General features: G+C 58.5%; 34 protein-coding genes. All 34 read left to right on the top strand.

Features of this window, described 5'->3' with window-relative positions; translation table 11 throughout:
- Positions 1-14 precede the first annotated feature (14 nt).
- The 34 genes from V7116_RS09450 to V7116_RS09290 all read left to right on the top strand — a co-directional run bounded on the left by V7116_RS09450 (position 15) and on the right by V7116_RS09290 (position 26,475).
- A complete protein-coding gene (locus V7116_RS09450) occupies positions 15-299 on the top strand; it encodes a hypothetical protein (RefSeq protein WP_324391664.1) in 285 nt (94 codons plus the stop codon).
- Complete coding sequence (locus V7116_RS09445; RefSeq protein ID WP_324391663.1) at positions 269-982, top strand: hypothetical protein; 714 nt, start codon at positions 269-271, stop codon at positions 980-982. Before V7116_RS09450 ends, V7116_RS09445 begins: the two co-directional genes overlap by 31 nt.
- Before the next feature lie 137 nt (positions 983-1,119).
- Positions 1,120-1,422: a hypothetical protein gene (locus V7116_RS09440; protein ID WP_324391662.1), complete on the top strand. Its 303-nt coding sequence runs from the start codon at positions 1,120-1,122 to the stop codon at positions 1,420-1,422.
- Positions 1,415-1,609 carry a hypothetical protein gene (locus V7116_RS09435; protein ID WP_324391661.1) on the top strand — a complete coding sequence of 65 codons (195 nt, stop codon included), beginning with the start codon at positions 1,415-1,417 and terminating at the stop codon, positions 1,607-1,609. Before V7116_RS09440 ends, V7116_RS09435 begins: the two co-directional genes overlap by 8 nt.
- A gap of 2 nt (positions 1,610-1,611) precedes the next feature.
- Complete coding sequence (locus V7116_RS09430) at positions 1,612-1,845, top strand: hypothetical protein (protein ID WP_324391660.1); 234 nt, start codon at positions 1,612-1,614, stop codon at positions 1,843-1,845.
- The gene (locus V7116_RS09425; protein ID WP_324391659.1) at positions 1,838-2,143 is read left to right on the top strand and encodes a hypothetical protein; all 306 of its coding nucleotides are present in this window, start codon (positions 1,838-1,840) and stop codon (positions 2,141-2,143) included. Before V7116_RS09430 ends, V7116_RS09425 begins: the two co-directional genes overlap by 8 nt.
- Before the next feature lie 189 nt (positions 2,144-2,332).
- Positions 2,333-3,334 (top strand): tyrosine-type recombinase/integrase, encoded by a 1,002-nt coding sequence (locus V7116_RS09420; protein WP_324391658.1) that lies wholly within the window; start codon positions 2,333-2,335, stop codon positions 3,332-3,334.
- A 10-nt stretch (positions 3,335-3,344) separates the two neighbouring features.
- On the top strand, positions 3,345-3,584 hold the full coding sequence (locus V7116_RS09415; RefSeq protein ID WP_324391657.1) for a hypothetical protein: 240 nt from the start codon (positions 3,345-3,347) through the stop codon (positions 3,582-3,584).
- A gap of 88 nt (positions 3,585-3,672) precedes the next feature.
- Positions 3,673-3,927: a helix-turn-helix domain-containing protein gene (locus V7116_RS25765; protein ID WP_442891810.1), complete on the top strand. Its 255-nt coding sequence runs from the start codon at positions 3,673-3,675 to the stop codon at positions 3,925-3,927.
- A gap of 727 nt (positions 3,928-4,654) precedes the next feature.
- The gene (locus V7116_RS09410) at positions 4,655-5,308 is read left to right on the top strand and encodes a hypothetical protein (RefSeq protein WP_324391656.1); all 654 of its coding nucleotides are present in this window, start codon (positions 4,655-4,657) and stop codon (positions 5,306-5,308) included.
- A 78-nt stretch (positions 5,309-5,386) separates the two neighbouring features.
- Entirely contained in the window at positions 5,387-7,174 is a 1,788-nt protein-coding gene (locus V7116_RS09405; RefSeq protein ID WP_324391655.1) for an ATP-binding protein, read from the top strand.
- A 71-nt stretch (positions 7,175-7,245) separates the two neighbouring features.
- Entirely contained in the window at positions 7,246-8,574 is a 1,329-nt protein-coding gene (locus tag V7116_RS09400; RefSeq protein ID WP_324391654.1) for a hypothetical protein, read from the top strand.
- A 31-nt stretch (positions 8,575-8,605) separates the two neighbouring features.
- Positions 8,606-8,914: a hypothetical protein gene (locus V7116_RS09395; protein ID WP_324391653.1), complete on the top strand. Its 309-nt coding sequence runs from the start codon at positions 8,606-8,608 to the stop codon at positions 8,912-8,914.
- 161 nt (positions 8,915-9,075) lie between these two features.
- The gene (locus V7116_RS09390) at positions 9,076-9,393 is read left to right on the top strand and encodes a hypothetical protein (protein WP_324391652.1); all 318 of its coding nucleotides are present in this window, start codon (positions 9,076-9,078) and stop codon (positions 9,391-9,393) included.
- An 8-nt stretch (positions 9,394-9,401) separates the two neighbouring features.
- Complete coding sequence (locus V7116_RS09385; RefSeq protein WP_324391651.1) at positions 9,402-10,160, top strand: hypothetical protein; 759 nt, start codon at positions 9,402-9,404, stop codon at positions 10,158-10,160.
- 26 nt (positions 10,161-10,186) lie between these two features.
- Complete coding sequence (locus V7116_RS09380) at positions 10,187-10,369, top strand: hypothetical protein (RefSeq protein WP_324391650.1); 183 nt, start codon at positions 10,187-10,189, stop codon at positions 10,367-10,369.
- A 29-nt stretch (positions 10,370-10,398) separates the two neighbouring features.
- Positions 10,399-11,595, top strand: a complete 1,197-nt coding sequence (locus tag V7116_RS09375; RefSeq protein ID WP_324391649.1) for a hypothetical protein — start codon at positions 10,399-10,401, stop codon at positions 11,593-11,595.
- 7 nt (positions 11,596-11,602) lie between these two features.
- Entirely contained in the window at positions 11,603-12,388 is a 786-nt protein-coding gene (locus V7116_RS09370) for a hypothetical protein (RefSeq protein WP_324391648.1), read from the top strand.
- Positions 12,385-12,801 carry a hypothetical protein gene (locus tag V7116_RS09365; RefSeq protein WP_324391647.1) on the top strand — a complete coding sequence of 139 codons (417 nt, stop codon included), beginning with the start codon at positions 12,385-12,387 and terminating at the stop codon, positions 12,799-12,801. Before V7116_RS09370 ends, V7116_RS09365 begins: the two co-directional genes overlap by 4 nt.
- A 20-nt stretch (positions 12,802-12,821) precedes the next feature.
- A complete protein-coding gene (locus V7116_RS09360; RefSeq protein ID WP_324391646.1) occupies positions 12,822-13,451 on the top strand; it encodes a hypothetical protein in 630 nt (209 codons plus the stop codon).
- 32 nt (positions 13,452-13,483) lie between these two features.
- On the top strand, positions 13,484-13,840 hold the full coding sequence (locus V7116_RS09355; protein WP_324391645.1) for a hypothetical protein: 357 nt from the start codon (positions 13,484-13,486) through the stop codon (positions 13,838-13,840).
- A 7-nt stretch (positions 13,841-13,847) separates the two neighbouring features.
- Entirely contained in the window at positions 13,848-14,765 is a 918-nt protein-coding gene (locus V7116_RS09350) for an N-6 DNA methylase (protein WP_324391644.1), read from the top strand.
- A 38-nt stretch (positions 14,766-14,803) separates the two neighbouring features.
- Positions 14,804-15,115 carry a hypothetical protein gene (locus tag V7116_RS09345; protein WP_324391643.1) on the top strand — a complete coding sequence of 104 codons (312 nt, stop codon included), beginning with the start codon at positions 14,804-14,806 and terminating at the stop codon, positions 15,113-15,115.
- A complete protein-coding gene (locus V7116_RS09340; protein WP_324391642.1) occupies positions 15,112-15,891 on the top strand; it encodes a DUF5131 family protein in 780 nt (259 codons plus the stop codon). Before V7116_RS09345 ends, V7116_RS09340 begins: the two co-directional genes overlap by 4 nt.
- A 237-nt stretch (positions 15,892-16,128) precedes the next feature.
- Complete coding sequence (locus V7116_RS09335) at positions 16,129-17,565, top strand: replicative DNA helicase (protein WP_324391641.1); 1,437 nt, start codon at positions 16,129-16,131, stop codon at positions 17,563-17,565.
- Complete coding sequence (gene recD2, locus V7116_RS09330; RefSeq protein WP_324391640.1) at positions 17,565-19,739, top strand: SF1B family DNA helicase RecD2; 2,175 nt, start codon at positions 17,565-17,567, stop codon at positions 19,737-19,739. Before V7116_RS09335 ends, recD2 begins: the two co-directional genes overlap by 1 nt.
- Positions 19,740-19,781: 42 nt before the next feature.
- Positions 19,782-20,888, top strand: coding sequence for a phosphoadenosine phosphosulfate reductase domain-containing protein (locus tag V7116_RS09325; protein ID WP_324391639.1), 1,107 nt, complete (start codon positions 19,782-19,784; stop codon positions 20,886-20,888).
- Between the two features lie 14 nt (positions 20,889-20,902).
- On the top strand, positions 20,903-22,168 hold the full coding sequence (locus tag V7116_RS09320) for a DUF4326 domain-containing protein (protein ID WP_324391638.1): 1,266 nt from the start codon (positions 20,903-20,905) through the stop codon (positions 22,166-22,168).
- Entirely contained in the window at positions 22,116-22,862 is a 747-nt protein-coding gene (locus V7116_RS09315; RefSeq protein WP_324391683.1) for an ATP-binding protein, read from the top strand. The genes V7116_RS09320 and V7116_RS09315 overlap by 53 nt, the downstream gene beginning before the upstream one ends.
- Position 22,863: 1 nt before the next feature.
- Complete coding sequence (locus V7116_RS09310) at positions 22,864-23,274, top strand: hypothetical protein (RefSeq protein ID WP_324391637.1); 411 nt, start codon at positions 22,864-22,866, stop codon at positions 23,272-23,274.
- A gap of 56 nt (positions 23,275-23,330) precedes the next feature.
- Positions 23,331-24,029: a Fic family protein gene (locus tag V7116_RS09305; protein ID WP_324391636.1), complete on the top strand. Its 699-nt coding sequence runs from the start codon at positions 23,331-23,333 to the stop codon at positions 24,027-24,029.
- 31 nt (positions 24,030-24,060) lie between these two features.
- Positions 24,061-24,945, top strand: coding sequence for a ParA family protein (locus V7116_RS09300; RefSeq protein WP_324391635.1), 885 nt, complete (start codon positions 24,061-24,063; stop codon positions 24,943-24,945).
- Positions 24,938-25,744 (top strand): hypothetical protein, encoded by an 807-nt coding sequence (locus V7116_RS09295; RefSeq protein WP_324391634.1) that lies wholly within the window; start codon positions 24,938-24,940, stop codon positions 25,742-25,744. The genes V7116_RS09300 and V7116_RS09295 overlap by 8 nt, the downstream gene beginning before the upstream one ends.
- 197 nt (positions 25,745-25,941) lie before the next feature.
- Positions 25,942-26,475: a hypothetical protein gene (locus V7116_RS09290; protein ID WP_324391633.1), complete on the top strand. Its 534-nt coding sequence runs from the start codon at positions 25,942-25,944 to the stop codon at positions 26,473-26,475.
- Positions 26,476-26,775: the final 300 nt, after the last annotated feature.

Here is a 26,775-nt window from a genome sequence, read left to right as displayed (position 1 = left end):
CCATGGAGGATGTTTTGAACACGAAAGATGAGACTGCCCGTGTAATCGAGGATCTTGCGCCTGAGCAGGTGGTCGAACCCACCGCGCCTACGGAGTTCGAGCAACCCGCGTTCGGCTTCACCATCGGCCTGCGCGAGTTCGAGCAGAAGCTGGCCGTGCCCCAAGGCGCGCGGATTCAGTCTATCGTCCTGATTGATGACAAGGTGCAGATCGTGTTTCATGCGCCGGGCGAAAAGGCGCAGAGACGCCTGGCCGGATGGTTCGGCTGGTGGAAGAAGCAGCGCAAGCTGAAGAAGTGAAACCGGTGCAGCAGCTCACACTCCCCGGCTTAGAGCCGGATACGCGCCTATATTGTCCTCTATGCGGCAAACCGGCGACCCTGTTTGGACAGTTCTCGCCGGTCCTGCCCTGGGGAGTGTGCCGCGATTGCTGCATCCAGTACCCGTACCCGGATGTGTTTGTGCCAAGCACGCGGCGGAACGCAGATAAAAACCCGCTGATGATCGACCCGGATGCACCGTACGAGTTGCGCGAGCGCCGGATGTGGCTGGATGAGATGCTACGCTGCGCCATCGATCCGTCGCGTGCTGACCGCCCTATCGTCAAATACAACCTGAGCGGCTTGGAGATACGAAACCCGATCCGGCGCAGCAAAGCACACCAGTATCAGGCGTGGCACAAATCCGCCATGAAAGCGCTCGAAGTGCGCCAGATGCAGATGCCAGTTTGCGAGCGCTGCGGCAAGCCGCATGACCGGCTCTACAAGATGCGACCCGGCCAGTTTGATTACTGGTCCACCTGCCAGCGCTGCGCGGACGAACTGAGCGTTGAGGCGCTGCACCGGCTCCGGGCCATCTTCGGCCAGGACGATGACGAAACAATCCTGGACCGGCTTTACCAATCACATCAGGACTTGTTCGAGCGCGGCGTGTTGCCGGACTACTGGTTCAAGTTACACCCAAAGGCACAGCAAGGCCGCTGACGGACGTTTGCGGCACGATTTGACCCACTATGAGGCGTTGGCATGAAACGCGCTACAGCGGCTTGCAGGGCCGCGCAGGGCGAGTGTTTAGAGAGTGACCCGCAGTGCGTGCCGATCAAAGGAGACTAAACGGCACTATGTATAATGATATGGACGACATTGACCTGGAACTTGAGGATGCGATCATCGAAGACACGGTGCGCGTCCAGTGCCCAGCGTGCGGAATGCACAACCAACACGTGCTGGGTACGGCCAACGATGAGCTGTGCTGCTGGTACTGTGACGCGGCGCTGCGCCTTACGTTCGATGAGCGCGTGGCGGAGATCATTCAGGTGTGCCCGATCTGCGGCGGGTTTGAGCTGGTCGAGCTGAACCAGAATGCTCACAGCACAGTCTATCGCTGCCCGCACTGCGGACTGGTGACGATAGACCATGAGTAAATCGAAGCGATGTTTCCGGTGGGCGCTGCTCATCTGGATTTCCGTTTTGCTGGTTGCAGACATCTCGGATGGGCTGGCCGCGCTGCTCTCCAATGATGTAGACCTGTTTGGTTACCTACTGTTTACAGTGAGCGTCCTGATGATTTGCGCCGCCTATATCGGCCATCGACTTGGCCTATGGAGCTGAACATGGACCCTGTTTTCTGTAGCTTGTGGCTGATGATGCTACTCTGCGTGGCGCTCGGCTACTACCTACGGATACTGGTCGAGCCGTCCAAAAACCAGCCGGAACCGTCCAGCGACTGGCTCGCCGACACCTTCATCCAGGCGCTACAGGATGCCCTGGACATGATCGTCAAAATATCTCAAATCGTAGGAACTTGGTTCTCACGCATACTCAAGGGGAAAAGTGAACATGGATAACACGCCTCGCCTCACTGCGGATGACCTGAACAGGGCCGCCGAGACAATCCGGGAAGCATTCCGAGTCATCAGCGAAGTCATTCGCCCTGTAGTCGAGTGGGTCCAGAAGCTGATCCACAGGATCTATCACGGCTTGGTTCGGCATGGCTTCATTCGCGTCTATGCGCCGCCTCGCCCGGTGCAGCACGGTGGACGTCGCCGCTCCCAGCGCGAGCTGGTGCAGATCCGGCAGCAGAGAAAGCGCCAACCGCGCGGCCTGTGGCTGCGCGATTTTACTGCAATCCGCCAGCTTCGATAGAGGGGTTTATACCATACCCCCCTTCATGTGGTGAACCCCTACCCCCCTTCACTGTATGAACCCCCTCCACTTCACATCATGAACCGGGGGGGTTCACCACATGAAGCCTAACTAGACTCTTGATTCTAGATCCAAGAATCAAGAATCAAGACTCTACTACTTACACGATATCCAGTGAGAGCAGGAGTCATGCGCAAGAAAAAAGGTGAGATCACAATCTACAACGATTGGGGATCTGTTCTTCTGGAAGGCATCACAAACAAAGACGCCAAGAGCAGACTCCAACGCTATCAAACCTACCTACACCACAATGGGATCGATTGGTGGTCTCCTGATCTCGCCCTATACCGGGATCACCTACGCCGCGAGGGACTGTCAGAGAGCAGCGTAAAAGCGCATCTGGCTACCATCCGATCCCGCTACCGTGCTCTTATTCGACAGCGGGATCTTTTTTATGGAATGCTCCCGCCGTCTGGCAGCATGGCGGATACAAAGGCAGTGGTCGATGAACTGATCATGCGCATCCAGAATGCGATTCACCCGGACGAAGCGCCGACGCGGGTGATCAAAAAACAGGACAGGACCGACCGGGAGCGCATGTGGTTGACCGCAGACGAGGCCGCGGACCTGATCGCCCAGCCGGAGCATCTTTACGGCGATACGCCGCTGGCGTGGCGTGACAGCGCGATCCTCGCCATGCTGCTGAGCACCGGCGTCCGTGAGTTCGAGTTGTCTGCGCTCAACGTTTCGGACCTCTACCACACGGTAGATGGTGAACTGTGTTTGCTGGTGCGCGAGGGCAAAGGTGGGAAGCAGCGCGTGATCCCCTATGGCGAGGCGCTGGCGGGCCTGCACTATACGGAACGCTTCGTTCAGTACCTGGATGATTGCGGGATCACCGGCGACCCGGCAGTGTACTGGTCCTTCTGGAAAGATAACCGGAGTTTGCGCGGCAGACTGTCAAATCGCAGGATTGGTGAAATTGTGCGATCATACAGTACCATACGTGATGGTATGATGATAACTGTAGCACCACACGATTTACGACGGACTTACGCGCGGTTGCAATATCATGCAGGGCTGGGCCTAGTCGCGCTCAGTCAGAACATGGGCCACAGCTCAATCGACGAGACTAAAACGTATATTGGCGACATGGCGATAGATGAGCGGCGGAGCCGTAGGGCATTTTAGGAGGAGCACCGTGGAGAGCAAAAAAAAGCTCACGTTGACGGACCTACACCAGCCGGTCATTGACCATGCGGACGCCAGCCAGGAGCCAGAGACGTGGCCGCTCTACAGCAGCCAATGGCCGGGCTGTACATGGCTCTGGCTCTACCTCAACCCTGCCCCGCTTGGGCACGTCCTGGAAATGATGATTTTAGTCCCCATCGAACAGGGCGAGCGCCAGCAGAAAAGCCGGATCGGGGCATGGCTAAATTAAGAGATTACGAGTAGTATTGAGTAAATTTTCACAGGAAAAAGAGTCATTCCTGGAAAATGAAAAACGTAACAGGGCGGGAGTTGCCAGCATGGGAATTGGAGTCTATACAATGCCTGAACTCGGGGGGGAACTAATAGACCTGGAGTTAGACGAAACGCTTCGCAGTGAGTGGGTCCGCGTGCCGTTCGCAGCGGAGTACCTGGGTGTGCACGATAGCACGCTGTACAAGCAGATCAAAAAAGGCCAGATCCGGTCACGACGGATTGCCAGCCTTGTTTTGGTATCGCGGGAAGATATTCTGAACTGGTCACCGCGACGGCCAGGGCCGCCACCCAAGCGATAGACCAGCACAGAAAATTATTTACGAAATTAAGTTTGTCAACTCTCTTGACAAACCCCAACTGCGCGCTATAATGTGTCTTGTAAGTCAGAACCACACGACTTACAAGCCCTTTAACAACATCCCTTGCGAAAAACATTTTTCTGGCACTTTCGCCAGAAACCACGCGGGGCAACTTCGCCGGTTGCCCCTCGCATACAGCATCGATGCTAGCTTGGTATCCGGGGTGATCAATCCCCTCCAAGCTGTTCTGATCATACAGGATTACGGCATCGCTTGCAAGTGGTTTCCGTAAATACGTCAATAACGATTGCGGAAACCGGGGTAATATGCCGGACGGACTGCCCCCCGAAACGTGATCCGCCTGGACACGGATCGCCAGTGTCGAGAGATACAGGCGTCGAAACCAGGGCCAGCAATCGGGATAAGGGGAAAATCGCGCGCCATGCCCGCCATCGCAGCGGGAAGTGAAGAAGCGGCGAGAAAACCTAAGAGAGACGTGGGGAGAGTGGTTGGTAGTATGGCGAATAGACGGTTCCGGCAGATCCGTGCAGGTGTGCACGGCGGGAAACGAGGCTAATTACCTCTCCCGATACAAAGGACGCCCACATGGGCAGCGCGTCAGGCGCGCTCGTGCAGGGGTTCGACTCCCCTGGCCCACATTCAGAGCCTCAGTCACCGACTGAGGCTTTTTTGTTTCATAGCACAGGGCAAAGGGAAAGGGGCACATATGACGTGCAATGGCGTGGTCGTCACGCGGGCAACGCTCGCCCTGGACGACCTGGATAAGCACTTAGAGTCCGAGGCGCTGCGAAACGTGCTGACAGAGATGTTGGCCGCGCAGGGGATCGAAGTTCAGTGGTCCAAGTGGACATTTAGTGGGTGGAAGTTTCGGTTCAACGATGCTTACATTGAGTTTTCCTTCAATGGAGGCGAGGTCAAGGTCACTGACCAGAACTACGGACAAGAGCAGGCCAAGCCCGGCATGAAGGCGCGCATCGAAAAAACGCAGCAGGTGATCGCCCTGTTCGCCGGGCAGGTGATGCAGGGCCAAGCGGTTAAGAGCTTTCAGGCAATGGGGATGAACCCGCGTGATGTCAAGGCGCTGCCAGACGGTGCGCTTGAGTTTCGGATCGACCTCTCCGCTGCTCCGTCTCATCCTAATAGCCTGCTGCGCGAAACGGCGCGTATCCAGGTCGGTCTAGACGGCGTGATGAAGACCATCACTGAGGATGGTGGATTTGATGCGGGCAAGAAAAAGCTCGAACTCATTTTGGGCATGTTCGGCCAGCAGTCCGGGCTGAACGTTACACCGTCGAACGAGTTCGAGTCTCATCGCCACGAGCAGGACGCCGCGCGGCTGACGCTCAATAACGGCTGGTAATCCATACCACATCGCATAACCGGGTACGGGCAACACTGTGTTGAGTGTTGCCCGTTTTGTTTTGAGGAGCACAGTGCAATGGCCCCGAGTTTTTGGCAAGTCGCAGGCAGCGCCTACCGCGCAAGCACCGCGCACAGTTTTCTTCTGCATGGTGATGGCACGCAGGACTACGTTGACGGCACGGTTGACCTCGTGCCGTGGCTCAAGTCGGCGCTGATTAAATCATCGTTCGATCTGGTCATCGAGTACGACCCGGCGAACGGTCTGCGGTTCCCCGTTTCGTCGATGAAAAACCTCTTTCTGAAAGAGGTGATGGGCATCAGCGGCGGCGCTCCGGCGAACGGCGCGCTGTCAGTGATGACCGGCCAGACGGCGCAGCAGGATATTGACCTGCGCCTCTCCCTGGTCGAAGCGCTCCCGCTGCTGGATAAGGCGCTGAGCCTGAGCCAGCGCCGGAACCCTGACTCAAACGAGCTTTACCGCGTGAGCGTGATCTTCAGCATGGCCGACCTGACGTTCCCGGCCATGAACATCGGCCCGCTCCCGCCGTCACTCGCTCAGGCGAGCGCCTATATCCTCTCCTGGCTGCGCAATCCGGTCTGGCGCGCGGCGAATGCACCAATGATTTGGTTCGTCGCCCCTACCCTGAGCGCGGTGGCTGACGTGCTGCGCGGTGCGTACACCATCGCCGTGAGCGCGCCGGACTACGACGAACGCAAAACGTTCGCGGAACAGTCCATCAAGGCAAACGGTGTGCAGTTGGCGGACGGCCTGACGCTGCACCGGCTGGCCGCGATGACGGCGGGCCTGCTCCGGCTGCACGTTGAGGACGTGATCGTCAAGGCGCGCATTGAGGATGTGCCGCTTACACCAGCGCTGGTCAAAGCGCGCAAAGACGAGATCATGGCGGCGCGCTTCGCCGGAGTGCTGGAAACGGTCGAGGCAACGGGGAGCCTGGATGACATCGCCGGGCTTGCTTACCTCAAAGACTACCTGCGCAGCGAGATCGTCCAGCCGATGAAGGACGGCGAGGTTGATGGGATGCCGATGGGTGTCCTGATGGCAGGACCTCCCGGCACCGGCAAGACGTACATCGCTGAAAAGCTGGCGGCCAGCGCCGGAGTCAACTTCGTAATGCTCCGCATGAGCAACATTCTCGGCGGGATCGTCGGCGAAAGTGAAGCGAACTTAGAGAAGGCGCTGAGCGGTATCCAAGAGATGACGCCCTGCATCGTGTTCATTGACGAAGTTGAACAGCAGGTGCGGCGCGATACCGGCGCGAGTGGCTCACCGGTGGCGGGCAATCTGTTCGGGCGTTTGCTGAACGCGATGGGCGACACGCGCAATCGTGGCAAGGTGGTTTGGTTGATGGCAACCAACCGCCCTGACCTGCTGGACGCCGCGTTCAAGCGGTCCGGTCGCATCGACGGCAAGTTCGCTGTCATGCCGCCCGACGACGACCAGGAGCGCGCGGAGATGTTCCGGGTGATGGCACGGAAGAACGGCGTCACCCTGGCTGACGACGTGCGGCTAGACGAGATCGCGCCGTCCTGCGAGGACTATACCGGCGCGGACATCGAGGTCATCGTGAACAAGGCGCGCAAGGTGGCGCGCGGGCACGGTCGCGCTGAGGTCACGCACGAGGATCTGGCCTACGCAGTCAAGACCATGCGCGTAAACGCGACCGGCGAGGCCAAGCGTATGATCGCCCTCGCGCTGGCAGAGGTCAACGACCTGGATAACCTGCCGCCCTCCTACCGGGCGCGGGTGATGGCCGGGGAGTTCGAGGAACAGCCTGCGACGGTTGCGGCGGAACCGGAAGTAATGACCGGGCGAACCGGGCGCGCGTTCGATTTCGAGGCATGACAGAGGGGGCAACTGCCCCCTCTTTTGTTTTTCGGGCACAGAGCACAGAGCACAGAGTAGGAGCACGATCGATGGACGAGTTGAACAACGTTCGTAAGGTTCGGCCTGAGTGGGCACAGGTGATGAACGAAACCGTGTTGGTGGACCTCACGGTTGGTCGCTGGCGTGGCAGCGTGAAAACGAATTGGGAGCAGCTTGGGCTGCCTGCTTCCGCATTCAACAAAGCGTTCACGCCGGGCGCGCGGCGGCTTCTGCCCGACACGTTGCAGAAGGAATTGGACCAGATCGAGCAGTTGGCGCGGCAGACGCTTAAGCGCCTCTCCTACGACACGCTGTTCGGGCAGCTCATGCCGAAGGAATCGTACTTCGAGTTCCGCGCATGGCTCAAGGAGCGGCCTCTGACGGAGCTGCGCCGGTGGCTGTACCGCTCCGAGCCGCCGAAGTATGCGGACGCGTCCATATGGGACAATACAACGCTCTATGAGCGCTGGTTCCAGTTGGCGCAGGAAATCGCCTATAACCGCGACGTGATCGTGGATGAGGTCGCCAGCCTGTACGATCAGGCACTCGAAAACGTCTGGCGTCGTCAGCACGATATTTCACCGCGCAGTCGCGACCTGGACGTGCAGGAAGAAGTCGAGTTCGCTGACTGGCTTGACCAGAAGAAGGCGGGCATCGTCGCCAGCATCCCGTCCGCGGACTACATTCGAGAATCCTTCGTGTTGGACTGGACACTCGCTGAGGTTGAGACGCCGCCTGAAGCTGTCAAAGCCGCCAAGCTGGAAGAACTGGAAGCGCGGGCGCGCGAGCTTGACGCGCAGATCGACGCGGCCACCGACGAGAAACGCCGACTCATCGTCCAGCGCGAGCGCGAGCGGGTGGAGATGGAGCAGCGCATCCAGGAAGAAATCGCCCGGACGCGCGCTGACGCCGGGGATCGCTTCAATGAGGCGATCAATCAGATTATCGGGCAGCTCCAAGGCTCGATTTACGAGATGGTGTTGGACCAACTCGCCTACCTCGAAGATAACCAGTCGCTACACCCGCGCAACGTAGGGCGCATCAAGAATCTGGTCGAACTGGTCAAAGACAAGCTGGTTGGCCTGACGGATGACGCCAGCCTGAAGCAAGCGTGCAACGAACTGGAAGCCCTGGCCGCCAGCGGCACGGCGACCCGCGCGGCAAACGCTGGTGAGGTACAGCAAACCCTGCGCCAGATCGCTATCGATATGAAAGTCGATCTGGTTGCGGCGGGCGTGCCGTCACGGTCGGGCCGCGAGTTGGGCATCCCGGATGAGCCGACGCGCGATGATATGGCGCGGCGCGAACGTCGCCTCTTCCAGAATGGCGACGTGGACCTGGGCGACGCGCCGACACGGGGAGATCGCTACCTCCCCTAGTAAGAGTGATTGGCGAGGCCCGCACTATCAAGTGCGGGCCTTTTCATTGGAGCAGCAGATGGACGGCGATCCGGTGTGGATACGGAACCCGAACAGTGATGATTGGCGGCTGGAGCTGCCGCCAGAGAACCCGGTCACGGTGCAGGTGATTCTGGCCGGGACAACGGCCAGCGGAATGCCGCTGTATGCGGTCCTCATCGAAGGGCCGTGCGGGAGCGGTTTTGTCTCCCGTAAAGAAGGGGATGACCACGGCGGCAAGTGGACGCTGCAAGGCGCGATGCGCAAGGCCGTGAAGTACGGTCAGGACGACGACTGGCTGCGGCGACACGGCGTTATTTAACCAGTACAGAGCACAGAGCAGAGGGCACAGAGCATGAATGAAAATGACGGTCGGGAGATCACTCATTGGGAGCTGGACATATCCCAGCGTGTAATGGCGTATGCGTTGTGCGTGTTGGGCGTTCTCTCCCTGGTGATCATCATCGTGGGAGTGGTAATCAAATGGCTGTGATATTCACCAACACTGCTGAGTTGACGCCTGCTCAGCGGCTACTTATCAACGATCTGGCCGCCTGGATGATGTGGTGGCTTGGCCTGGATGATTCAGACGCCTTGCCTATTGAGGTCCAGGTTATTGGTGAACAGGCTGAGTTTGTGGCCGCGTGGGGAGACACTGCACCGGTTATCAGCATCACCTTACCAGATGTGTCGGCCAGTGAAAACGACCGGTCCTACATCGGTAAGACGCTGGCGCTCCGGTGGAGCCAGGGGCTTGATCTGGCGATCACCCGGCGCGGGCAACTCCTGGTGAGGTCGTAGCAGTGGATATGTCTGCACTCTTCGACCTGGATGCCATCAGAACAAAAGCGGAGTCGAGGCCAGCCGCAGACGATATCGAACGCGAGCATTACCCCAGCGATCCGCGTGTCGTAGAGTTTGCAGTTTCCCGCCTGTGGCGGCCTACACGTCCCCGCCCTATCGTGCTGGACCCGTGCGCAGGTTCAGGCGTGTGGGGCCAGACCATCAAGCGGTTCTGGCCGCAGGCTATCGTGATCGGCGTGGACCTGCCCGGCGTAGAGCGGCCTGACGGCTACGATCACTGGTTCGCCGGTGACTTCCTGCGCATCGGGAGACGGATGCTCAAGCGCGGGATTCGCATCGACTTCACCGCGACGAACCCGCCGTTCTCAAAGTCAGAGGAGTTTTCAGCGCTGACCTATGAGCTGCTGCGACCCGACGCATGGCAAATCTACTACCTGCGTATCGCAATCCTGGCCGGTCAAGATCGGTGCAGAGAGTTCTGGCCTAAGCTCCCTCCCCGCGCCGTGACCACTTCGGCTAAGCGCCAATCGTTTTCTGGCAATGGCCGAACGGACCCGCAAACCGAGTATGCCCTGTACATCTGGCAGAAGGGCTTCACCGGTTTCGGGACCCTCTTACCCTCTTTTATCTATGACGATCCTGAAACGTGGGACTGGAGTCACACATGGATGAGCATGGCGTTTCCACAGCAGTCGCGCCGGTGCAGGCGAAGTGCTGCCCTGTCTGTGGTGCGGAATGGCGGCTTGGCTGCCCGCACCATCTGATCGTGGTCGATGAGCAGCGCAGCGTTGTGATCACCTATTCGGGGCTGAAACTGCTGACGGACGAACTGTGGCTGCCGATGGAGCGCGTGGCCGCGCAGTACCGCGCGCTGCTTCCGACCGACCGTGAACCGACCGAAGACGAGATCCAGCGTGCGTTTTGCGACGCATATCGTGCCGTGTTGTCCAGTATGTTGAGCGGCGCGGCCTAAGCCGCCTGGAACGGGTGAGGAATAAACACATGGCTACGGGAACGACCAATACCGATGTGAATATGGCCCTGGTTGAAGGGCTTGAGCCGACGAAAGTGAACGAGGAGGCGCTTGGACTGAAGATTTCTACGCTCCAGCAGCGTTATGTGTGGATGGTGAAATTCAAGGACTCTGTTCTTCGGGAAGGTATCGACTATGGCGTGATTCCCGGCACGGACAAGAAGTCTCTGCTTCAGCCAGGCGCACAGAAGATGGCGATCCTGTTCGGTCTGCACGCCCGGTTCTATGTGGTTGAGAAGGTCGAAGACTGGACTGGCGCGGATCACGGCGGCGAGCCGTTCTTCCACTATCTCGTAAAGTGCGAGTTGTACGACGATACCGGCGCATTCCAGGGCGAGATGGAGGGTGAAGTCAACTCCTGGGAATCGCGCTATCGCTACCGCTGGTACAAGGACGTCGATCTGCCGGAAGACATCAGCACGAAGGGACTGCGCCGCCGTACCACCTACCTGGAAGAATATGACTTCGCCATTCAGCGAAAGCTAATTGCGGGGAAGTGGGCCAAGTCGCCTGAGTACTGGGAAATGTGGGATGCCGCCATTGCAAGCGGTATGGCAAAGAGCTTCAAAAAGAAGTCGGGCAGTGGTGAGGAAAAAGACGCGTGGCAGATGCAAACTGTCGCCTACCGTGTCCCGAACGATGACGTGCACTCGCAGATCAATACGATGGTCAAGATCGCTCATAAGCGGGCGTTCGTTGGCGCTGTGATCCTGGTAACTGGCGCATCGGAGTTTTTCACCCAGGACCTTGAGGACTTCGATGAAGACACATTGGAGAGCATGGGTCTCAAGCGCGAAGGCCGGTCGCTCCCGTCTCTGCCTGACTCCAAAGAGGGAAAGGATAGCGGGAAAGATAAAGGGAGCACGTTGCAACGCACGGGGCGCGCCCTGCCTGAGAAGGAAGCGGCGGGCGAAGAGAGCGTCGGCGAGTTGGTGGTGAACTGGCGCTCAGGTAAGGGTAGCAAGATGATCCCTGCCTTGCGCAAGTCCACCGGCCTGAACAACCAGGATTTGCTGGCCGTACTGGATACGTTGGTTGACGAGGTTGACCCAACGATGACGGTCGATGAGATTACCGCCGTGATCATGGGTCAGTCGGGCGGGCCGGAGCCTTCGACGCCAGCACCAGACGACGATCCTGCAACGACCAGCAACATCCCGTTCTGAGGCTGTCATGCAAAAACAGTTTTCATCCGAGGTCGCGGCCACCAAGCTGATCGACCTGCTCGAAGATGGTGGGGAGGATCTGCCTCCCCACCTGCTGGCCGTGCTCCAAGCCAACGAGTACGAAAGCGTTGGGGAGTTACGGGACGACTGTATCAATGCCGATGAGGAAGAACGTGAGCAGATTTGGGCGAAGGCGGATCGCGCCGCCCTGCTCCGGGTGCTGCTGCCCTATACGCGCCCGGATGGGCGGGTATCGAATGTTGGCCGCAAGCTGGTCGGTTGGCTGGCGAGTGACTGGAAAGTCAGCGGCCAGAGCGTGCGGCGGTACATCGACCTTGGCCTGAACTATCCACCTGAGATCAAAGAAACAGACCCGGAGACGGGCGAAGTGACTACGATCCTGGTGCGTGACCCGGCCACGCCAATGAGCATCTATCTGGCCGGGCTGCTGGGCGAGCGGTACGGCATTCAGCCGCTTGAGGCAGTGTTGTATGCGATCCGCATGGGTCTATCGGCGGGACAGCTCCGCACGTGGATCAAAGAGGAACGCTACCGGCAGCAGGGCGACATTCCGCCCGTTTCACGTGAATGGTATGCGGAACGACTGGATGGGGAGCCGGGCCGGGATGCGGTGGCGGCGGCGCTGGCCGATGCTCAGGAGACGGTCGAACGGGAGTTCAAACGCCTACTGGCGCGCGGCGTGCTGCCTCAGATGGTGGCCGTGACAGTCCGGGCCATCGAACCGGCTGAGGTACTGACGCAGGAACTCGAAGGTGAGGCGGCGCGAGCATGAGATCATACGGGCGCAAGTTCGATCTGTACCAGATTGGCGATCCTACAGTTCTGCAAGCCAAAGTGTACCAGGGCGAGCTAGATCTGGAAGGCGCATACGAGTTTCCGAACGATCCTTCGTTCGTGGTCGTGAAATATCAAGAAGATTACCCGTGCACAGTGTGCGACGGTGATGGTGTTTGCCCAGACTGCCACGGCGATGATGACAACTGCAAAACTTGCTGGGCCAGTGGTTGCCCGGAGTGCGAAGGAACCGGACACTGGATCGAATGGGAAAAAGCCTTGATGACGGCAGGCGAGTATCGAGCCGAGATCGAGCATAGTCGGCAGGCAAAAGCGATTCTTCGTCGCAAAGAAAGCGGGCAGGATACAGCCCAAGTCGTTCGGGACTGGTGGCTTCAGCCGGGAACATAGAGGCTTATGCGGGGCAGTATATGAACGTGACAGTGCATCTCAATCCAAGTTCTGAACCGCGCGAACTAACGATAGAGCCAGGAGGCCGATACGGTTTCCTGGTTTCTTTTGAAGATGGGAAGAAACACGACGTAAACGAAGCAACGCTCGTGTTTCTTTTGGAGCGGATTAAAGAGAAACAGGAGCACTACGATCCGCATTTCCGCCAGCGTTGTATCAAGGATTTCCCCTGGATATGCCCGCTGTACCCTTACCGTCCCTGCGGCCTGTGGGGGCCGAATAAAGCGCGCCAGCGCCGTGACTTGGTTGACGTCCAGGTATCCGTATATCGAGACGAATTGCAGCCGGTCGGCCAGATGAGCTTGTTCCAACCTCACGTGACCCATAAGCGGGTGTACCGCAACCCCTACACCAACGAGGTTGTAGAGTCACCTACTCGCCCGTTTTCTACGCAGGCGACTGTATGTAAAGAGATGGGCGTGGCTGCGATGGAGTTTCTTAAGCATCACCCCGAGCACTTTGGGATGAAGCCGTTTTTGGAAGCTGACAGGTGGCGTCTGACGCCGGTGAAGCCGGATGCGAAATGGCGCGAAGAACAACAGGAGAGATATGCCGGAAAGATAAAAACCTGCGTTTTTGAGCAATATTGATCGACCACAACACAGAGCAAAGGTGAATGATCATGGCTGTTACCGTGAGACAACTGCACGAACGGGCGATGGCGCTTGCAGACGATGCCCTGATTGCCCGGACGCGTGGGGAGATGTCGCGCGTGAAGCGCCTTTCCCGGCGTGCGTTCCGACTTGAGAGGCGTGCGGCGCAAAGCGTCCCCCTCGCGCCGGAATCAGAGCCTACACGTTCGATCCTCTATCGCAGCGCGGCGTGGCTGGCGCTGGACAGCGGCGCGCCGGAAGACGCGCTGGAAATGGTGAAGTTCGGCCTCGCCGGTGATCCTCCGATCCTCGTCCGGCGCGAACTGTTTGATGCTCGCCGCCATGCGCGCGCCGCGCTGAAGCCGTCCGAAGAACCTCCCTTCTGAGGCTGGTATGCCGCGCCACAGCGACTATCAGCCTAAACATCTGCACAAGATGACGCCGGGCTGGTTGTTCCCCTACCTCGTGGACGGGGATCGCGTGTTCGGCGTCAACCGGTGGGCCTATTGGGACGAAGCCCTGGACACCTATCGCGTCCCTACTGACCCAATCCCCTACATCGACTTTGATGAACAGCCCGACCGGGAAGCCGTCAAGAATGTCAAAGACTGCCTGGACTATGCAACCCGGTATGATGGCATCCGGCACAGTGACGCATTCGAGGCGTTTGTAGCCTGGATGCTGCACGGGTTTGGCGATCCGGTGTTTTCGGGCCTTACGGCGGATCATCTTCCAGATCGCCGCGTGTCGCCGCTGGTGCTGGACTACTGGTACGAAACGTTCAAGCTCGGCCTGCTCCAGCTCCACCCGACTGATTACATGGCGTTCTTCGCACAGGGCGGCGCAAACCACGATTACAACCCATACCACGGGAGTGGCTTCTTTGCGACGCCGATGAGCGTATGCAAGATGATGGCCGGAATGATGTTCACCGGCGACCCGGACGAGATGAAACGGCAGTCCGTGTGTGATCCGGCGTGCGGGACGGGGAGCCTACTGCTCGCGGCCAGCAACTACAGTCTGAACATCTACGGCCAGGACATATCCAGTTCGATGGTGCGCTGCACCAAGCTCAATATGTGGCTGTACGCGCCCTGGGGCGTGTTCTGGCCTAACCTCTCGCGGTGGGGCGGCCCGGATGCGGTGCAGCTCAAACGGCTGCTGTTCGAGTCCGTGCCGGTGATGCTGGTCGCGCCGGAACCGGAACCGCTGTTCGCGCCGGTGGCTGAAAACGTCATGCGGGGTGAACTCAAACAGACCGATACGGGGCAGTATGTGCTGCCGCTGTTTGACGAGTTGATCGAGGTCTAGACGGCATAGAGCCGTCTTTTTTTGTTTCAGGAGGGAGCATGGAAACTGCTGAATTGCCCGGCCTGAAGCGGCGAGTACCAACGCCGCCGAAGGTGGCAGCAACCGCGCGGTCGTGTAAAGGGCTGCGCTTGGTGTGGTCGGGAACGGTGCGAGATGAAACCACATTCCACCTGACCACGTCGCTGAGATACGAGATCGATGAAGTGAGCACAGAGGCGATTAATCGCCTGCTTGCGCAACTTCAACAGATCCCCTACTATCGAACGCTTAAGATCGATAGTCAGCGTTCCGGGAAGTCGATTTTCATTGAGATGGTCACGGTCGCGCGGAAACAGGAAGTGCAATCGTGAACCGTCAAAAGAAGTTCAACCCGGACGGCACGATCAAATCGCGCGGGATCGAGTGGACCGATCAATCATGGAACCCAGTCCGTGGCTGTGAACAAGGATGCTGCTGGGAAATGGAGGATGGGAGTGTTGCAACCTGCTACGCAAAAGCGGTTGCTGAAGGCGTAGCGAGCGCAGCATATCCGAATGGCTTTGAGGCACACTACTTCCGGCCTGACAGCCTGGATGAGCCGCTGAAGCTGAAGGAACCCAACAAAATCTTCCTTGGAAGCATGACTGATCTGTTCGGCGTGTGGGTTCCAGAGAAGCAACTGCGACAGGTGTTGGCGGTTTGTCGTGAGGCTCATTGGCACACGATTCAGACGTTGACGAAGAATCCTGGCCGCCTTCTGAAGTTCGCAGATTTGTTCCCCCGCAATCTATGGGTCGGTGTTTCGATGCCCCCCACGATCATGCGCGGGAACACTCTCACACAGGTCCAGCAGAGCCGGTACATGGACAAAACGCTTGACGTTTTGAGCACCTTGAAACCGCGTGTTCCGGTCCGCTGGCTCTCGCTGGAACCGCTCAGTTTCGACGTAGGGCCGATGTTGTGGGCCTACGAAGATGCGGTAAACTGGATTGTGGTTGGCGCGGCCTCGAACGGGCCGAAAAAATACCAGCCCGACCCGGAGCACGTGCGGCACGTCCTGCGCTTCGCAGATGCACATCGTATTCCGGTGTTTATGAAGGGAAATTTAGAGTGGCCTCACCGCCGCGAAGAGTTCCCAGGGGTTTAAAGCGAAAGACGGCGGTCTGGCCGCCGCCGTCCTTCATGGGTTTTTCTGGAGTCGTTAACTAACTCACGTTGAACCACCAGTGTATCGCTGATTTGGATCTGGCACAAGTGCAAATCCGCGATATCTCCGTTAGGGACTCCTAAACAGGCCAATATAGTCCTATATACCAACACAGCAGTGATGGACGCTGCTGTGTTGGTCGTACCTATCCTCACGAACCGATGAGGTCTGTTTGCTATGGCAAAACAAGCTGCACCGCCTACCCCACCTGCGCCTGAAAACCTTCCACCACACAGTGTTGAGGCGGAGGAGGCGCTGCTGGGGTCTATTCTGATCAGCCCGGACATGCTGCCGTTGGTGAGCTACGTCCAACCGGATCATTTTTTCATCGTTCGTAATGGATACGTGTGGGATGCGCTGCTCAAGCTCGACGCGGCCAGCATGGGTATTGACACCGTGACGGTCGCTGAACAACTGAGAACGGATGATCGTCTGAATGAAATCGGCGGCCCGGCGTACCTCACCTATCTCATCAACCACACGCCAACCTCGCTTTATGCTGAAGCCTACGCGCAGATCGTCTCCCGAGCAGCGGCACGGCGATTAGTCCTCAGAACGGCCAGCGATATGGCCGCCACTGCCTACGACGAAAACGCTGACATCGATGAGGTCATGAGCCGCGCTCATGACGCGCTGGATGGCATCGCGCTGACACTGCCAGCCGCCTCGACTTTCCCGCTTGAAACGGCCTTATCCAACTATATGGATGAGGTTGAGGACGCTGCTAACATGCGGTCGGTTGCGACCGGTTTCTCCGACCTGGACGACCTGCTGGGCGGTCTGCGCGGGCTTTCGCTCTTGGCCGGACGTCCGGGTATGGGCAAAACTGCGTGGCTGCTGACGGTGCTGCTATCAGTCGCCAGACGCTTGAGGGACGCCGGTGATCCGGGCGTGCTCGTGCTGTTCAGCCTCGAAATGGATGCATCTGAAGTGGTCGAACGTCTCATTTCAATGGAGACGGATATTTCTGTTGTGACTCTGAAGTCTGGCAAATTGAGTGATGAACAATGGAGCCAGTTCGTGAATGCAGTAGCGGAACTGGCTGGTCTGAACATCCTCATTGACGAACGCGGCAGTCTGACGCCGGGCGATATCCTGACCACGTGCAAGCGCATCACACGCGAACATGGCCCGATCCGGCTGGTGCTTGTTGATTACGCGCAGCTCATGACGGTTGATGCGGAGCAACGCAAATACGTGCGGACTGACGTCGAAGTCAACGCCTACATCAGTCGCAACCTGAAACTGCTCGTGAAGCGCATCGGTGCGCCGGTGCTGGCCGCTGCGCAGCTCAACCGCGAGGTTGAAAAACGACAGGACAAACGTCCACAACTGTCAGACCTGGGCCGTTCTGGGACTTACGAGCAGGACACTGATATTGTCCTGTTTCTCTACCGTGATGAGGTTTACAACGAAAACACAGAGCGAGTCAATCAGGCTGAGTGCATCGTTGCTAAGCACAGGCACGGGCCAAAGGGCACGGTGGACCTGTTCTTCCGCGCCGAACGTATGAAGTTCTCAACGCTCAAAAAAACCGTGATCGATCTCGCGGGGTTCAGTGATACCTGGACGCCGTATTCCGAGATCCCGCCCGATGTTGGAGGGGAATACTGATGGTTGAACTATCCGGAAAGGTGGCTTCTGTCCAGTTTAGGAACGATGACAGCGGCTACACGGTCATGAAGCTCAATACGAACGGCAAGGGTGGACAGAAAACGCTGCTGGCGTTGGCTGGCGTGACGGTGGTTGGTGTCATTTCCCCCGCGCCACAACTGGACGAGCAGCTTTTGCTGCACGGCGACTGGACCACGCACCCGAAATATGGTGAGCAGTTCAAGGTGCAGCGTGTCGGGCGGCGTGCGTTGGCTCAGTCCGGCGAGGCGTTGGTAGCCTATCTCGCCAGCGGTATTTTCCCTGGCATTGGCCCAGCGATCGCGCAGGCGATCGTGGACAAGTTTGGCGACAAGACGCAGGACGTGATCACGGACACGCCGGAGCGCCTGGCTGAAGTGAAGCGCGTCACCGATAAGATGGCCGGGGAGATCGGCCAGAAGTGGCGCGAACATGAGGCTGAGCGGGACACGATGACCTGGCTGTGCAACCTCGGCCTGAGCACGGCTATCGCCATTCGCATCTACCGGACCTATAACGGCGAGGCCCGCGCGAAGATCGAAGAAAACCCCTACCAGCTCGCCCGCGACGTGGATGGCATCGGATTCCAAAAGGCTGATGAGATTGCCCGGCTGGTGCTCGACGATTACCGGCCTGACCTGCCCTACCGCGTCCAGGCGGGCATCCGGCACGCGCTGGCGCTGGCCGCTAATGACGGCCACTGTTACCTGCCCCGTCCACTGCTTCTGCAGCAGGCGTCAGAACTGCTCCGCGTGCCGCAGCCGACAATCGAACCCATATTAAAGCGTATGGAATTTGAGATGAAGGAGATCGTCGCGGACGGTGAGCCGAAAATGATCTACCTGTCCGGCTTGCTCCGGGCGGAGCAGCAGGCGGCGCAGCGCCTCAAGGCAATCGCAGCGAGCAAGGATGACTCCCTGGACAATATTCGGGATCGCGTCAAGACGCTGATTGCTGAGATCGAGATCCAGCTTTCTTTCAAGCTCACGGACTTGCAGATGGAGGGCGTCGAAACCGCCCTGCTCAACAAAGTGACGGTCATCACGGGCGGGCCGGGCGTTGGTAAATCGACGTGTCTCAAGGCCATCACGGACGTTCTGCGCGCCTCGAAGCATTCTGTATCACTGTGCGCACCGACCGGACGCGCGGCCAAGCGGCTTGGTGAGGCGACGAAACGATCCGCCTCGACCATCCATCGGCTGCTCGAATTTGATCCGGTGATGTGGAGTTTCAAACGGGATGAGCATGACCCGATCCATGATGACATGTTCATCGTGGACGAGTCCAGCATGATCGACGTCAGCCTGTTTAATCACCTGCTGGCAGCTATCCCGGAGGATGCTCACCTGCTGCTGGTTGGCGACGCGGATCAGCTCCCCAGCGTCGGCGCTGGGGACGTCCTGCGGGACATTATCAAGTCCGGCGCATTCCCCGTTGTTCGTCTCAACAAAATCTTCCGGCAAGCTGAAACCAGCAAGATCGTCAGCAACGCGCATCGCATCAACCAGGGTCAAGCGCCGACACTCGACGCCGCTCCCGACTGGCTGTACGTTGAGGCCAATGGTCAGGAGCAGATTCAGGCCGCTATCGTCAAGCTGGTCGGTGACCTGCTCCCGTCCAAGGGGATTCCGGTGCTCTCTGACGTTCAGGTGTTGGCGCCGATGTATCGTGGCGCAGCGGGCGTTAATGATTTGAACCGCCTCATCCGTGACCGGCTGAACCCGGCAAAGGCCAGCGATAAGGCGGATCGTAAGTTCCGCGCCGGTGATCGTGTGCTCCAGCTTAAGAACAACTACGAGTTGGAAGTGTTCAACGGCGACATGGGCACAGTCCGCATGTTCGACCCGGATAACAAGATCCTGGTGGTTGAAATGGACGGGCGCATGGTGGAGTACCCGAGTACAGACTTTGACCAGCTTACGCTGGCGTATGCGTGCACGATCCACAAATCGCAGGGCAGCGAGTACCCGGTTGTGATCATCCCGGTCACGATGGGGCACTATGTGATGCTGCGCCGCAACCTGATTTATACCGGGATCACACGCGGCAAGAAGCTGGTGATCCTGGTGGGAGAAAAGAAGGCTATTCACACGGCGGTGAGTAGGGTGGACGCGAGCAACCGATTTACTCGGCTGGCTGATCGATTGAAGGGATAACCCATGACCTCACAGCAGCCCTCGCTATTCGAGGGAGTACGGATGACGTTGAAGGAATCGCTGGATCTGTCGATAGCGTCTCTGGCCGCCTACGGTGAGCGGTACAACCATTGGGCTATCGCTTTCTCCGGTGGAAAAGACTCGACTGCAACCACGGCGTTTGTGGCGTGGGCGTTGAAAACAGGACAGGTGAAAGCGCCGGAGAGCTTAACTGTACTGTACAGCGATACCCGACAGGAACTCCCGCCACTCCAAGCAACGGCCATGCGGTTCATGACGGCATTGCGCGCAGATGGCTATGACGCGCGGGTGGTTCTGCCAAAGCTCGATGATCGCTTTTATGTCTACATGTTTGGGCGAGGTGTTCCCCCGCCCAAAAATAGATTTAGGTGGTGTACACCTCAACTCAAGGTGGAGCCAATGCAAACCGCATTGGCTACTAAGCGAGATGAGATCGGCGAAAAGTTTCTGATGTTGACCGGCGTGCGCTATGGCGAAAGTGCAGCGCGTGATGCCCGGATCACACTGTCTTGCAGTAAAGACTCTGGCGAATGCGGACAGGGCTGGTTTCAGACCATGCCGAGCGAGGCCATCTCGGACACATTGGCTCCCCTGCTTCACTGGCGGTTATGCCACGTGTGGGACTGGATCGCATTCGGAAAACATGGGTACAAGCTGGCTGATATTGCGCTGGTATATGGCGAGGAAGAGGCTCGCACGGGGTGCATTGGATGTAACCTTGCCTCAAGGGATACGGCGTTGGAAAACCTCTTGAAAACGCCGCAGTGGTCACATCTCGCGCCCTTGCTCGAACTCAAGCCATTGTTTGCTGATCTCGCCAAACCGAAGTGGCGGTTACGAAAGGCCGCCCCTGAACGTTTGAAGGATGGTCGATTTGCAAAGAATGGTCAACGGATGGGGCCGCTCACGATGGAAGGCCGAAAACATGGGTTGGCACGCGTACTTGACATCCAGGCGCGTGCTCGTGTTGACCTCATCAATGCCGAAGAAGAAACCCGTATCCGAGAGATGTGGGAGCAGGATGTTTGGCCGAATGGTTGGCGCGGAGATGAGATCCGCGCAGATGTTCCAGTGGATGCGATTAAGGCGATTGGCAGCGATCTGATCGTTCAGCCGTTGCTCGTCTAGGCGAGAGGACCCTTATGGACCCAAAAGATGGTTTTGAAGTACGTGACACGAGGCGCGGCGGCTGGTTTTGGGCTGACGCGGACCTTATCCGCCGCGACGGGCCTGAGTTGGGCGTGTACGGGGTGGCGGTTTATGCCGCCCTGTGCACCTTCGCCGGGCACGATCAAACCGCCGTGCCCAGCATCCCCAAGCTGGCCGCGATGCTGTCATGTTCTGAAGGCGCGGTGCGAACTGCGCTGAAGAAACTTGAGCAGCTTGGTTGGATACGGAAGGAGGAACGGCGGCAGCAGCGCGAAGACGGCGTTTGGACCCAACTCTCGAACCTCTATCACCTGCTTTCCAAGCCGCCCGACCAACCAGCCATAGCAGATAATACGAGTAGTAATGTCCCGGTGGCTACTGCGGAGGCCGATCCGCCTGCCCCGTCTGGCCTGACGACGGTGGTCAACGTCCGCACGGTGAACGGCCAGCGACCCGCGTATGATGTGTATGTAGGTCGGGCCAGTCGCGGGTTTAAGGCAAGTGACTGGCAGAACCCGTTCAAGATCGGTGAGGATGGTGATCGGGATGAGGTAATCGAGCAGTACCGCGATTATCTCACGGCCTATCGCCCGGACCTGTTGGGGCGCATCCCGGACCTGACCGGCAAGCGGTTAGGCTGCTGGTGCAGCCCGGAACCGTGCCACGCGGAGGTGTTGGCTGAACTGGCGAACAAGCACGCCGCTGGAGAATGGGAGCCGCCCGATCCAGGTGACTTCACGTCCTGGGAAGCGCCCTGTTTCCACACCGTCAGCCAAATCAAGGCGATGAAGCTGACCCGGCAGCAGTGGGAAGCCATGTTGGAAAACGAGCGCCGGGGGAAGAATCGCCGGAGCGTGATCCAGCATGTAGAAGCCAAGCTCAACCAGCACCCGCTTGAGGCGCGCTTCGAGGACATGATGAAAGCCGTGGATGCCTGCTGTATCCAAAGCGTTGACGATCCGGGCATGGCGAGCGCGTTCGCGCAGGTGATCCGCACGAAATTGTGGTCCGGTGATCAGCCCTACACGCCGGAAGAACTGATTCAATTCATTCGGGAGAGCCAGCCGGTCGAAAACGTTTACTGGCTCCCGAACCGTCTCAGTACGTGGCGCCAGAAGAAAACACAGAGCAGAGGCAAAGATGGCAAAGCAGCTCCGGGATCTCCTGAACAATCTGAACAACCTGAATGGTGGCGGAAACTTGGACGTGAAAAGCCGCCAGTCGTCGCTACAGACGTCGCCGCCGTGTCCAAAGTGTGATGGCAACGGCGTTTTTCTGGCAGACTGCCCACAGCTACCGGAATATCACGGGCAGCCGGTGCTGTGTGACTGCGCGGCGGGCCTGAAGCTGCGCCGGGAGCGGGCGGCAAAGCTGCGTGCAATCTCGCAACTTCCGCCGCGCATGGCTGCCTATACGTTCGAGAGCTACGCCGCGCTGCGCCTCTCAGACACGCAGCGTCGGGCGGTTGAGATTGCGGCCACCTATGCGCGTTCCGGCAGCTTGGGCGAACGGCACGGCCTGTTCCTGTTCGGCCCGGTCGGAACGGGCAAAAGCGGGCTGGCAGCGGCCATCAGCAACGCCGCCATGAACGCCGGGATTTCGACCATCTATAAAACTGCGCCGGATCTGATGGACTACATCCGGTCCAGCTTCAAAGCAGACAATGATGTGTCGTATGACAAGATCCTGGACCAGATTCAGCGCGTCGAACTGCTGGTGCTGGATGACCTGGGCACGGAAAACCTCACCGCCTGGGTGGTCGAAAAGCTGTTCCAGATCGTTGACTTCCGGTATCGGCATGACATGCGGCTGATTGTCACATCCAACTGTGCGCCGGACGTGCTCATGGAACGGTTCGAGCGCGCAGGGGAGCAAACCGGGCAACGCATCGTGGACCGGATCATGGAGATGTGCGCCCTGGTGGAAGTCTCTGGCGGGAACCTGCGAGGGTGAGATGGATGAGTTCACGCGAGACGTTTTCAAGGCCGTTTACGACGAACTGGCCGATGAGGATAAAGCGATCACGCCGGACATCCTGATAGAAAAGGCAGAGGCGCTCTATCAGGAATATAGCATCTTGACGTACCTGCAAAGCTGGACGGTGCAGACGCTCATCAACGTGCCTCAATGGAAGCTGATCAAAATTGCGGATCGAGTGACGGGGTTGCTTGGTTGGGTGGATGCCATCGAAGCAGGTGACGATGATCCTATCTGGATCTGCGAGGTCGTGGCGAGCGGGCTGGCACAACTCCGCTGGCATAACCGGCTGGATCGCGGGCTGGCTCCGCGCCTGAAATACACAGAGAGCGACGTTCAGACGTTCTTTACTGAAGTGACGCCGCTGGAACAGTTGGCGCTTTTCTAGCCAAACCATTCCAGACTGCATGTTTTCGTATAGCCATCAACAAATCGGAAGCGACCATGACCACATGGCATGAGGTTTATCAACGCTACGGGCTGCACACTGAAACGCCAGAGGAACAATCGTTCTGGCGTCGGCTGTGTCACCCGCCTGCTTTCCATCGCCCTGCTCCACCACCTGAGCACCGACTGAGGTTCATCATGGGGATGATCGCGTATCACTCTGGTGCGCTGGAAGGCGCTCCATGGAATCAGTGGGAACTGCACGCCGATGCGCTCTATAATGCGTTTTGTGCGGGCCAGGAACACAAGCGTTTGAACATGTATCACTTCCTCACATGGCATCGGGCTATCCTGCCGCATGGCGGCAGCTTACGCACACTCGATCCTGTTTCGGTTGGGATGGGTGAATCGTTCCGCCCCGAGCCAGCTATCACGCTGGGCGCAAAAGTCAATCAGTTCGTGTTGAACTACACGGAACCATTGATCGCGCAGGGGAAGGTGCTCCCGCACCTGACTCTGGCCGTGTTACACTTCAACCAGTGGCGTATGCACCCATTTGCGGACGGCAACAAACGCCATGCGCGGCTGATGACTGTCTACGGTTGCGGTTGGCTGGGCCTTCCTCCGGTGGACATCACACTGGCGGAGAAGGCGCGCTACCTGGATGCCCTGGCCGGTGCTGATCTACCGGCGTTAGCACGCTTGTTCAGAGATTGTGCTGTATCATCATTTTTCGAGGTTAGTCAGACCTCATAATCTGACTCGCACAGAGCAAAGGATGCGAACAATGAAACCTGTTACGGTAACGGTGTATTGGTCAAAGGGCGGTGTGGGGAAATCGACCCTGGTCCAGATTCTCGCCGCTTTTGGGGCAGGGGTTGGGATGCGCGTCGTGATCGTAGATATGGACCTCCAGGGCGGGCAGTCCGCGCTGTGGGAGTGCTTGGACCCGGATACGGGCCTGAGCTACGAAATGCTGCACCAAGTGATCCGCCGTGAGGTGAAGATCACGGATGCCCTGCGACGCGTCGATGACATGTTTATTCCGAAGTTCAAGAGCTTCAATCGCGGCACTGTGATGTTGGTAGAAGGCGGGCCGCAGACGCAGTATGCGATTGATGATGTGGCCGCGCGTCCGGTCCAGTACCACACGCGCCCGGAGCACCTGATTTCCGGTGTACTGTCGGACCTGGACGGCATTGCAGATATTGTGCTGCTGGACATGGGGCCGAGCAATCAGGTGACGACGTTGGCCGCGCTGGACGCCACGGATTACTTGGTGCTCCCGACCCTGATGGATCGGTCGAGCGTCGAGCGCACGGCGGTCGTGCTCGATGAAGTCGAAGTGGCGCGCGAAGTCAACTCAGCCTTGAGCATCATCGGGATCATCCCGACGATGACCATGTACTACTTTGGCGGGCTGCGCACGTCACCCAACGTCAAGGCTGGTCGGGAACTGTTGGAAACCGCCTACAGTGAATACCTGCTGCGCAACAAGAAGGGCGGGATACTCGAACTGCCCTACTCGGAAGATTACACACGGGCGCGCTGGGCTGGCACAAACATCCTGGCAGAAGGTGCGCTGCGTCCTTCGACTATGGAGGCGTTGGCGGTGGCGCGCGAAGTCTACAGCGGGATCGGGATTGATGTACCGGAGGTTTCTTATGCCTAGTAACAATCCGTTTGCGGATCGGATGGCCGTCAATCGCCAGAACCTCATTCGCCAGCAGCAGGAGCGCGCCGCTGCGCGCCAGACTGCGCCGGTTGATCCGACCCGCCGCGTGCTACTGGCCGATCTGCACGTCGATGAGCGCGTGCAGGTCCGGCAGAAGGGCCTCAGCCAAGGCAAAGTCGAAGAGTATGCGCAGGCCATGATCGCCTATGGCGGTTGGGGGGAATTTCCGGCACTCGAAGTTGTGGAGGTCGATGGCCGTCTGGTCATTGCAGACGGTATGCACCGGAATGCAGGCGCGCATCTTGCCAACACCCTGGCAGGTATGATGCTGATTACCGAAGTGCCTGTGATCGTCCGTCCGGGCGGCCTGTGGGAAGCGTTCGTGTACGGTGCTGAGCGCAACATCCGGCACGGGCAGCCTCTCACGAAAGCGGACAAGATGCACTACCTCACAGTCCGCATGAGCGAGGATGCGCCGGAAGAACTGTCATGGCGCGGACTGTCAGCGCGCGCTATCGCCCCGCTGCTGGGCGTGAGCGACAAGACGGTTTCCGCATGGCTCACTTCAGTTGCGGAAAATTCCGCAACTGACACCGTTCAGGGCACGGACGGTAAGACGTATCGCCGCCAGCGTAAGCGCGGGCGCGCTGCCATGACCGAAGAAGAAAAGGCGCAGCGCGCGGTGGTGAAGGGCCTGGGAACGGCAGCGGATGCGCTTGACGAGTTGGGGCGTATCCACGAGGCGAAGGGCTACCGGAGCGACGCTGACAAGTACAGCGAGGAGTGGGATTTATGATCCTACTTCGTAAGCTGTGGCGCTGGATAGCAAGCGCCGATTATAGGAACGAAATTGGGGACCGGCTTCTTTACCGGTCCCTTTTATTTCGAGCCTCTATCAAGCCGACCGATCCATTGGTAGAAGCCCGGCGTGATCGTGCGCGGGCATTATTGCGCCAGGGCTTGACTCCTGATCGCCGCAACTGAGGCAGGACAATGACCATTACATCAATTACCAATTCCGGCCAGGACTCCGAAAGCCGCGCGCCGCAGCAAGAGCGGTTGCGCGATGAACCGATCCGCCTGCACTTCACGCGCACGCCAGCGGGCTGGCAGACGCGCACAGGGCGGGATATGCCAGCGGTTCGGGAGCGGCGGAAACAACTCGCGCCGATGCTGGAAAATGACTGGTTCCGGCAGGGCGGTGTGGTTGTTGTGGAACGTCACTGGACCGAGATCAGCGAAACGGATGGTAGTACGCGGTACTGCCATGAAAACGTCAAAGGCCGCTTGTTGGGCCTGTCCCGGAACGGGCGCGTGTGGGTGCTCGTCCACCGTTACGTCCGCCTGAAATTCCCCAAGAAGGGCGTCCCTGCTGAGATGCAGGATTGTTGGGAGCTTCGACTGGTCGATCCTGATGATATCGAGCCGTTGGGATATGGCTTGAAAGAGCCGCCGCCCATACCTGCTGACATTTGGCGATTAAAATCCGATACTATGCCCTTTGACAAACCCAAAGGCATAAAGTAGGATCACAGTTAGTACACACCCCGTACTGCAAGTGCACCGACAGACCAATAACCGCTAACACGCTGTTGGCTGTCATACTGTTCTCTATACGCATTGATCCGCGTATAAGAGAACGTGCACGCGCAGTGCGGGGTGTTTTTTTGTTTTTCGTCCGGTCCCTGAGCAGTACGGGGTTGTGGACTGGACAACCAACCACGCGGGTGAATCGCCAACAATCGAGCTGCACCGACTCGCCGGATCTGGTGCAGCAACTCCCCTCCCCCTCACGGTAGGTGATCAGGATCTTGGCTCCCTCCTTCC

It is taken from the genome of Aggregatilinea sp. (genome assembly GCF_036822615.1).
GTDB lineage: Bacteria > Chloroflexota > Anaerolineae > Aggregatilineales > Aggregatilineaceae > Aggregatilinea.
This window is presented reverse-complemented; position numbering and strand designations above follow the sequence as displayed.

Excerpts from the sequence above, each read along its gene's own strand:
- V7116_RS09440 (WP_324391662.1), top strand. The coding sequence starts at position 1,120 with ATGTATAATGATATGGACGACATTGACCTGGAACTTGAGGATGCGATC.
- V7116_RS09435 (WP_324391661.1), top strand. The coding sequence starts at position 1,415 with ATGAGTAAATCGAAGCGATGTTTCCGGTGGGCGCTGCTCATCTGGATT.
- V7116_RS09430 (WP_324391660.1), top strand. The coding sequence starts at position 1,612 with ATGGACCCTGTTTTCTGTAGCTTGTGGCTGATGATGCTACTCTGCGTG.
- V7116_RS09425 (WP_324391659.1), top strand. The coding sequence starts at position 1,838 with ATGGATAACACGCCTCGCCTCACTGCGGATGACCTGAACAGGGCCGCC.
- V7116_RS09420 (WP_324391658.1), top strand. The coding sequence starts at position 2,333 with ATGCGCAAGAAAAAAGGTGAGATCACAATCTACAACGATTGGGGATCT.
- V7116_RS25765 (WP_442891810.1), top strand. The coding sequence starts at position 3,673 with ATGGGAATTGGAGTCTATACAATGCCTGAACTCGGGGGGGAACTAATA.
- V7116_RS09410 (WP_324391656.1), top strand. The coding sequence starts at position 4,655 with ATGACGTGCAATGGCGTGGTCGTCACGCGGGCAACGCTCGCCCTGGAC.
- V7116_RS09405 (WP_324391655.1), top strand. The coding sequence starts at position 5,387 with ATGGCCCCGAGTTTTTGGCAAGTCGCAGGCAGCGCCTACCGCGCAAGC.
- V7116_RS09400 (WP_324391654.1), top strand. The coding sequence starts at position 7,246 with ATGGACGAGTTGAACAACGTTCGTAAGGTTCGGCCTGAGTGGGCACAG.
- V7116_RS09390 (WP_324391652.1), top strand. The coding sequence starts at position 9,076 with ATGGCTGTGATATTCACCAACACTGCTGAGTTGACGCCTGCTCAGCGG.
- V7116_RS09385 (WP_324391651.1), top strand. The coding sequence starts at position 9,402 with ATGTCTGCACTCTTCGACCTGGATGCCATCAGAACAAAAGCGGAGTCG.
- V7116_RS09375 (WP_324391649.1), top strand. The coding sequence starts at position 10,399 with ATGGCTACGGGAACGACCAATACCGATGTGAATATGGCCCTGGTTGAA.
- V7116_RS09370 (WP_324391648.1), top strand. The coding sequence starts at position 11,603 with ATGCAAAAACAGTTTTCATCCGAGGTCGCGGCCACCAAGCTGATCGAC.
- V7116_RS09365 (WP_324391647.1), top strand. The coding sequence starts at position 12,385 with ATGAGATCATACGGGCGCAAGTTCGATCTGTACCAGATTGGCGATCCT.
- V7116_RS09360 (WP_324391646.1), top strand. The coding sequence starts at position 12,822 with ATGAACGTGACAGTGCATCTCAATCCAAGTTCTGAACCGCGCGAACTA.
- V7116_RS09355 (WP_324391645.1), top strand. The coding sequence starts at position 13,484 with ATGGCTGTTACCGTGAGACAACTGCACGAACGGGCGATGGCGCTTGCA.
- V7116_RS09350 (WP_324391644.1), top strand. The coding sequence starts at position 13,848 with ATGCCGCGCCACAGCGACTATCAGCCTAAACATCTGCACAAGATGACG.
- V7116_RS09345 (WP_324391643.1), top strand. The coding sequence starts at position 14,804 with ATGGAAACTGCTGAATTGCCCGGCCTGAAGCGGCGAGTACCAACGCCG.
- V7116_RS09335 (WP_324391641.1), top strand. The coding sequence starts at position 16,129 with ATGGCAAAACAAGCTGCACCGCCTACCCCACCTGCGCCTGAAAACCTT.
- recD2 (WP_324391640.1), top strand. The coding sequence starts at position 17,565 with ATGGTTGAACTATCCGGAAAGGTGGCTTCTGTCCAGTTTAGGAACGAT.
- V7116_RS09325 (WP_324391639.1), top strand. The coding sequence starts at position 19,782 with ATGACGTTGAAGGAATCGCTGGATCTGTCGATAGCGTCTCTGGCCGCC.
- V7116_RS09320 (WP_324391638.1), top strand. The coding sequence starts at position 20,903 with ATGGACCCAAAAGATGGTTTTGAAGTACGTGACACGAGGCGCGGCGGC.
- V7116_RS09310 (WP_324391637.1), top strand. The coding sequence starts at position 22,864 with ATGGATGAGTTCACGCGAGACGTTTTCAAGGCCGTTTACGACGAACTG.
- V7116_RS09305 (WP_324391636.1), top strand. The coding sequence starts at position 23,331 with ATGACCACATGGCATGAGGTTTATCAACGCTACGGGCTGCACACTGAA.
- V7116_RS09300 (WP_324391635.1), top strand. The coding sequence starts at position 24,061 with ATGAAACCTGTTACGGTAACGGTGTATTGGTCAAAGGGCGGTGTGGGG.
- V7116_RS09295 (WP_324391634.1), top strand. The coding sequence starts at position 24,938 with ATGCCTAGTAACAATCCGTTTGCGGATCGGATGGCCGTCAATCGCCAG.
- V7116_RS09290 (WP_324391633.1), top strand. The coding sequence starts at position 25,942 with ATGACCATTACATCAATTACCAATTCCGGCCAGGACTCCGAAAGCCGC.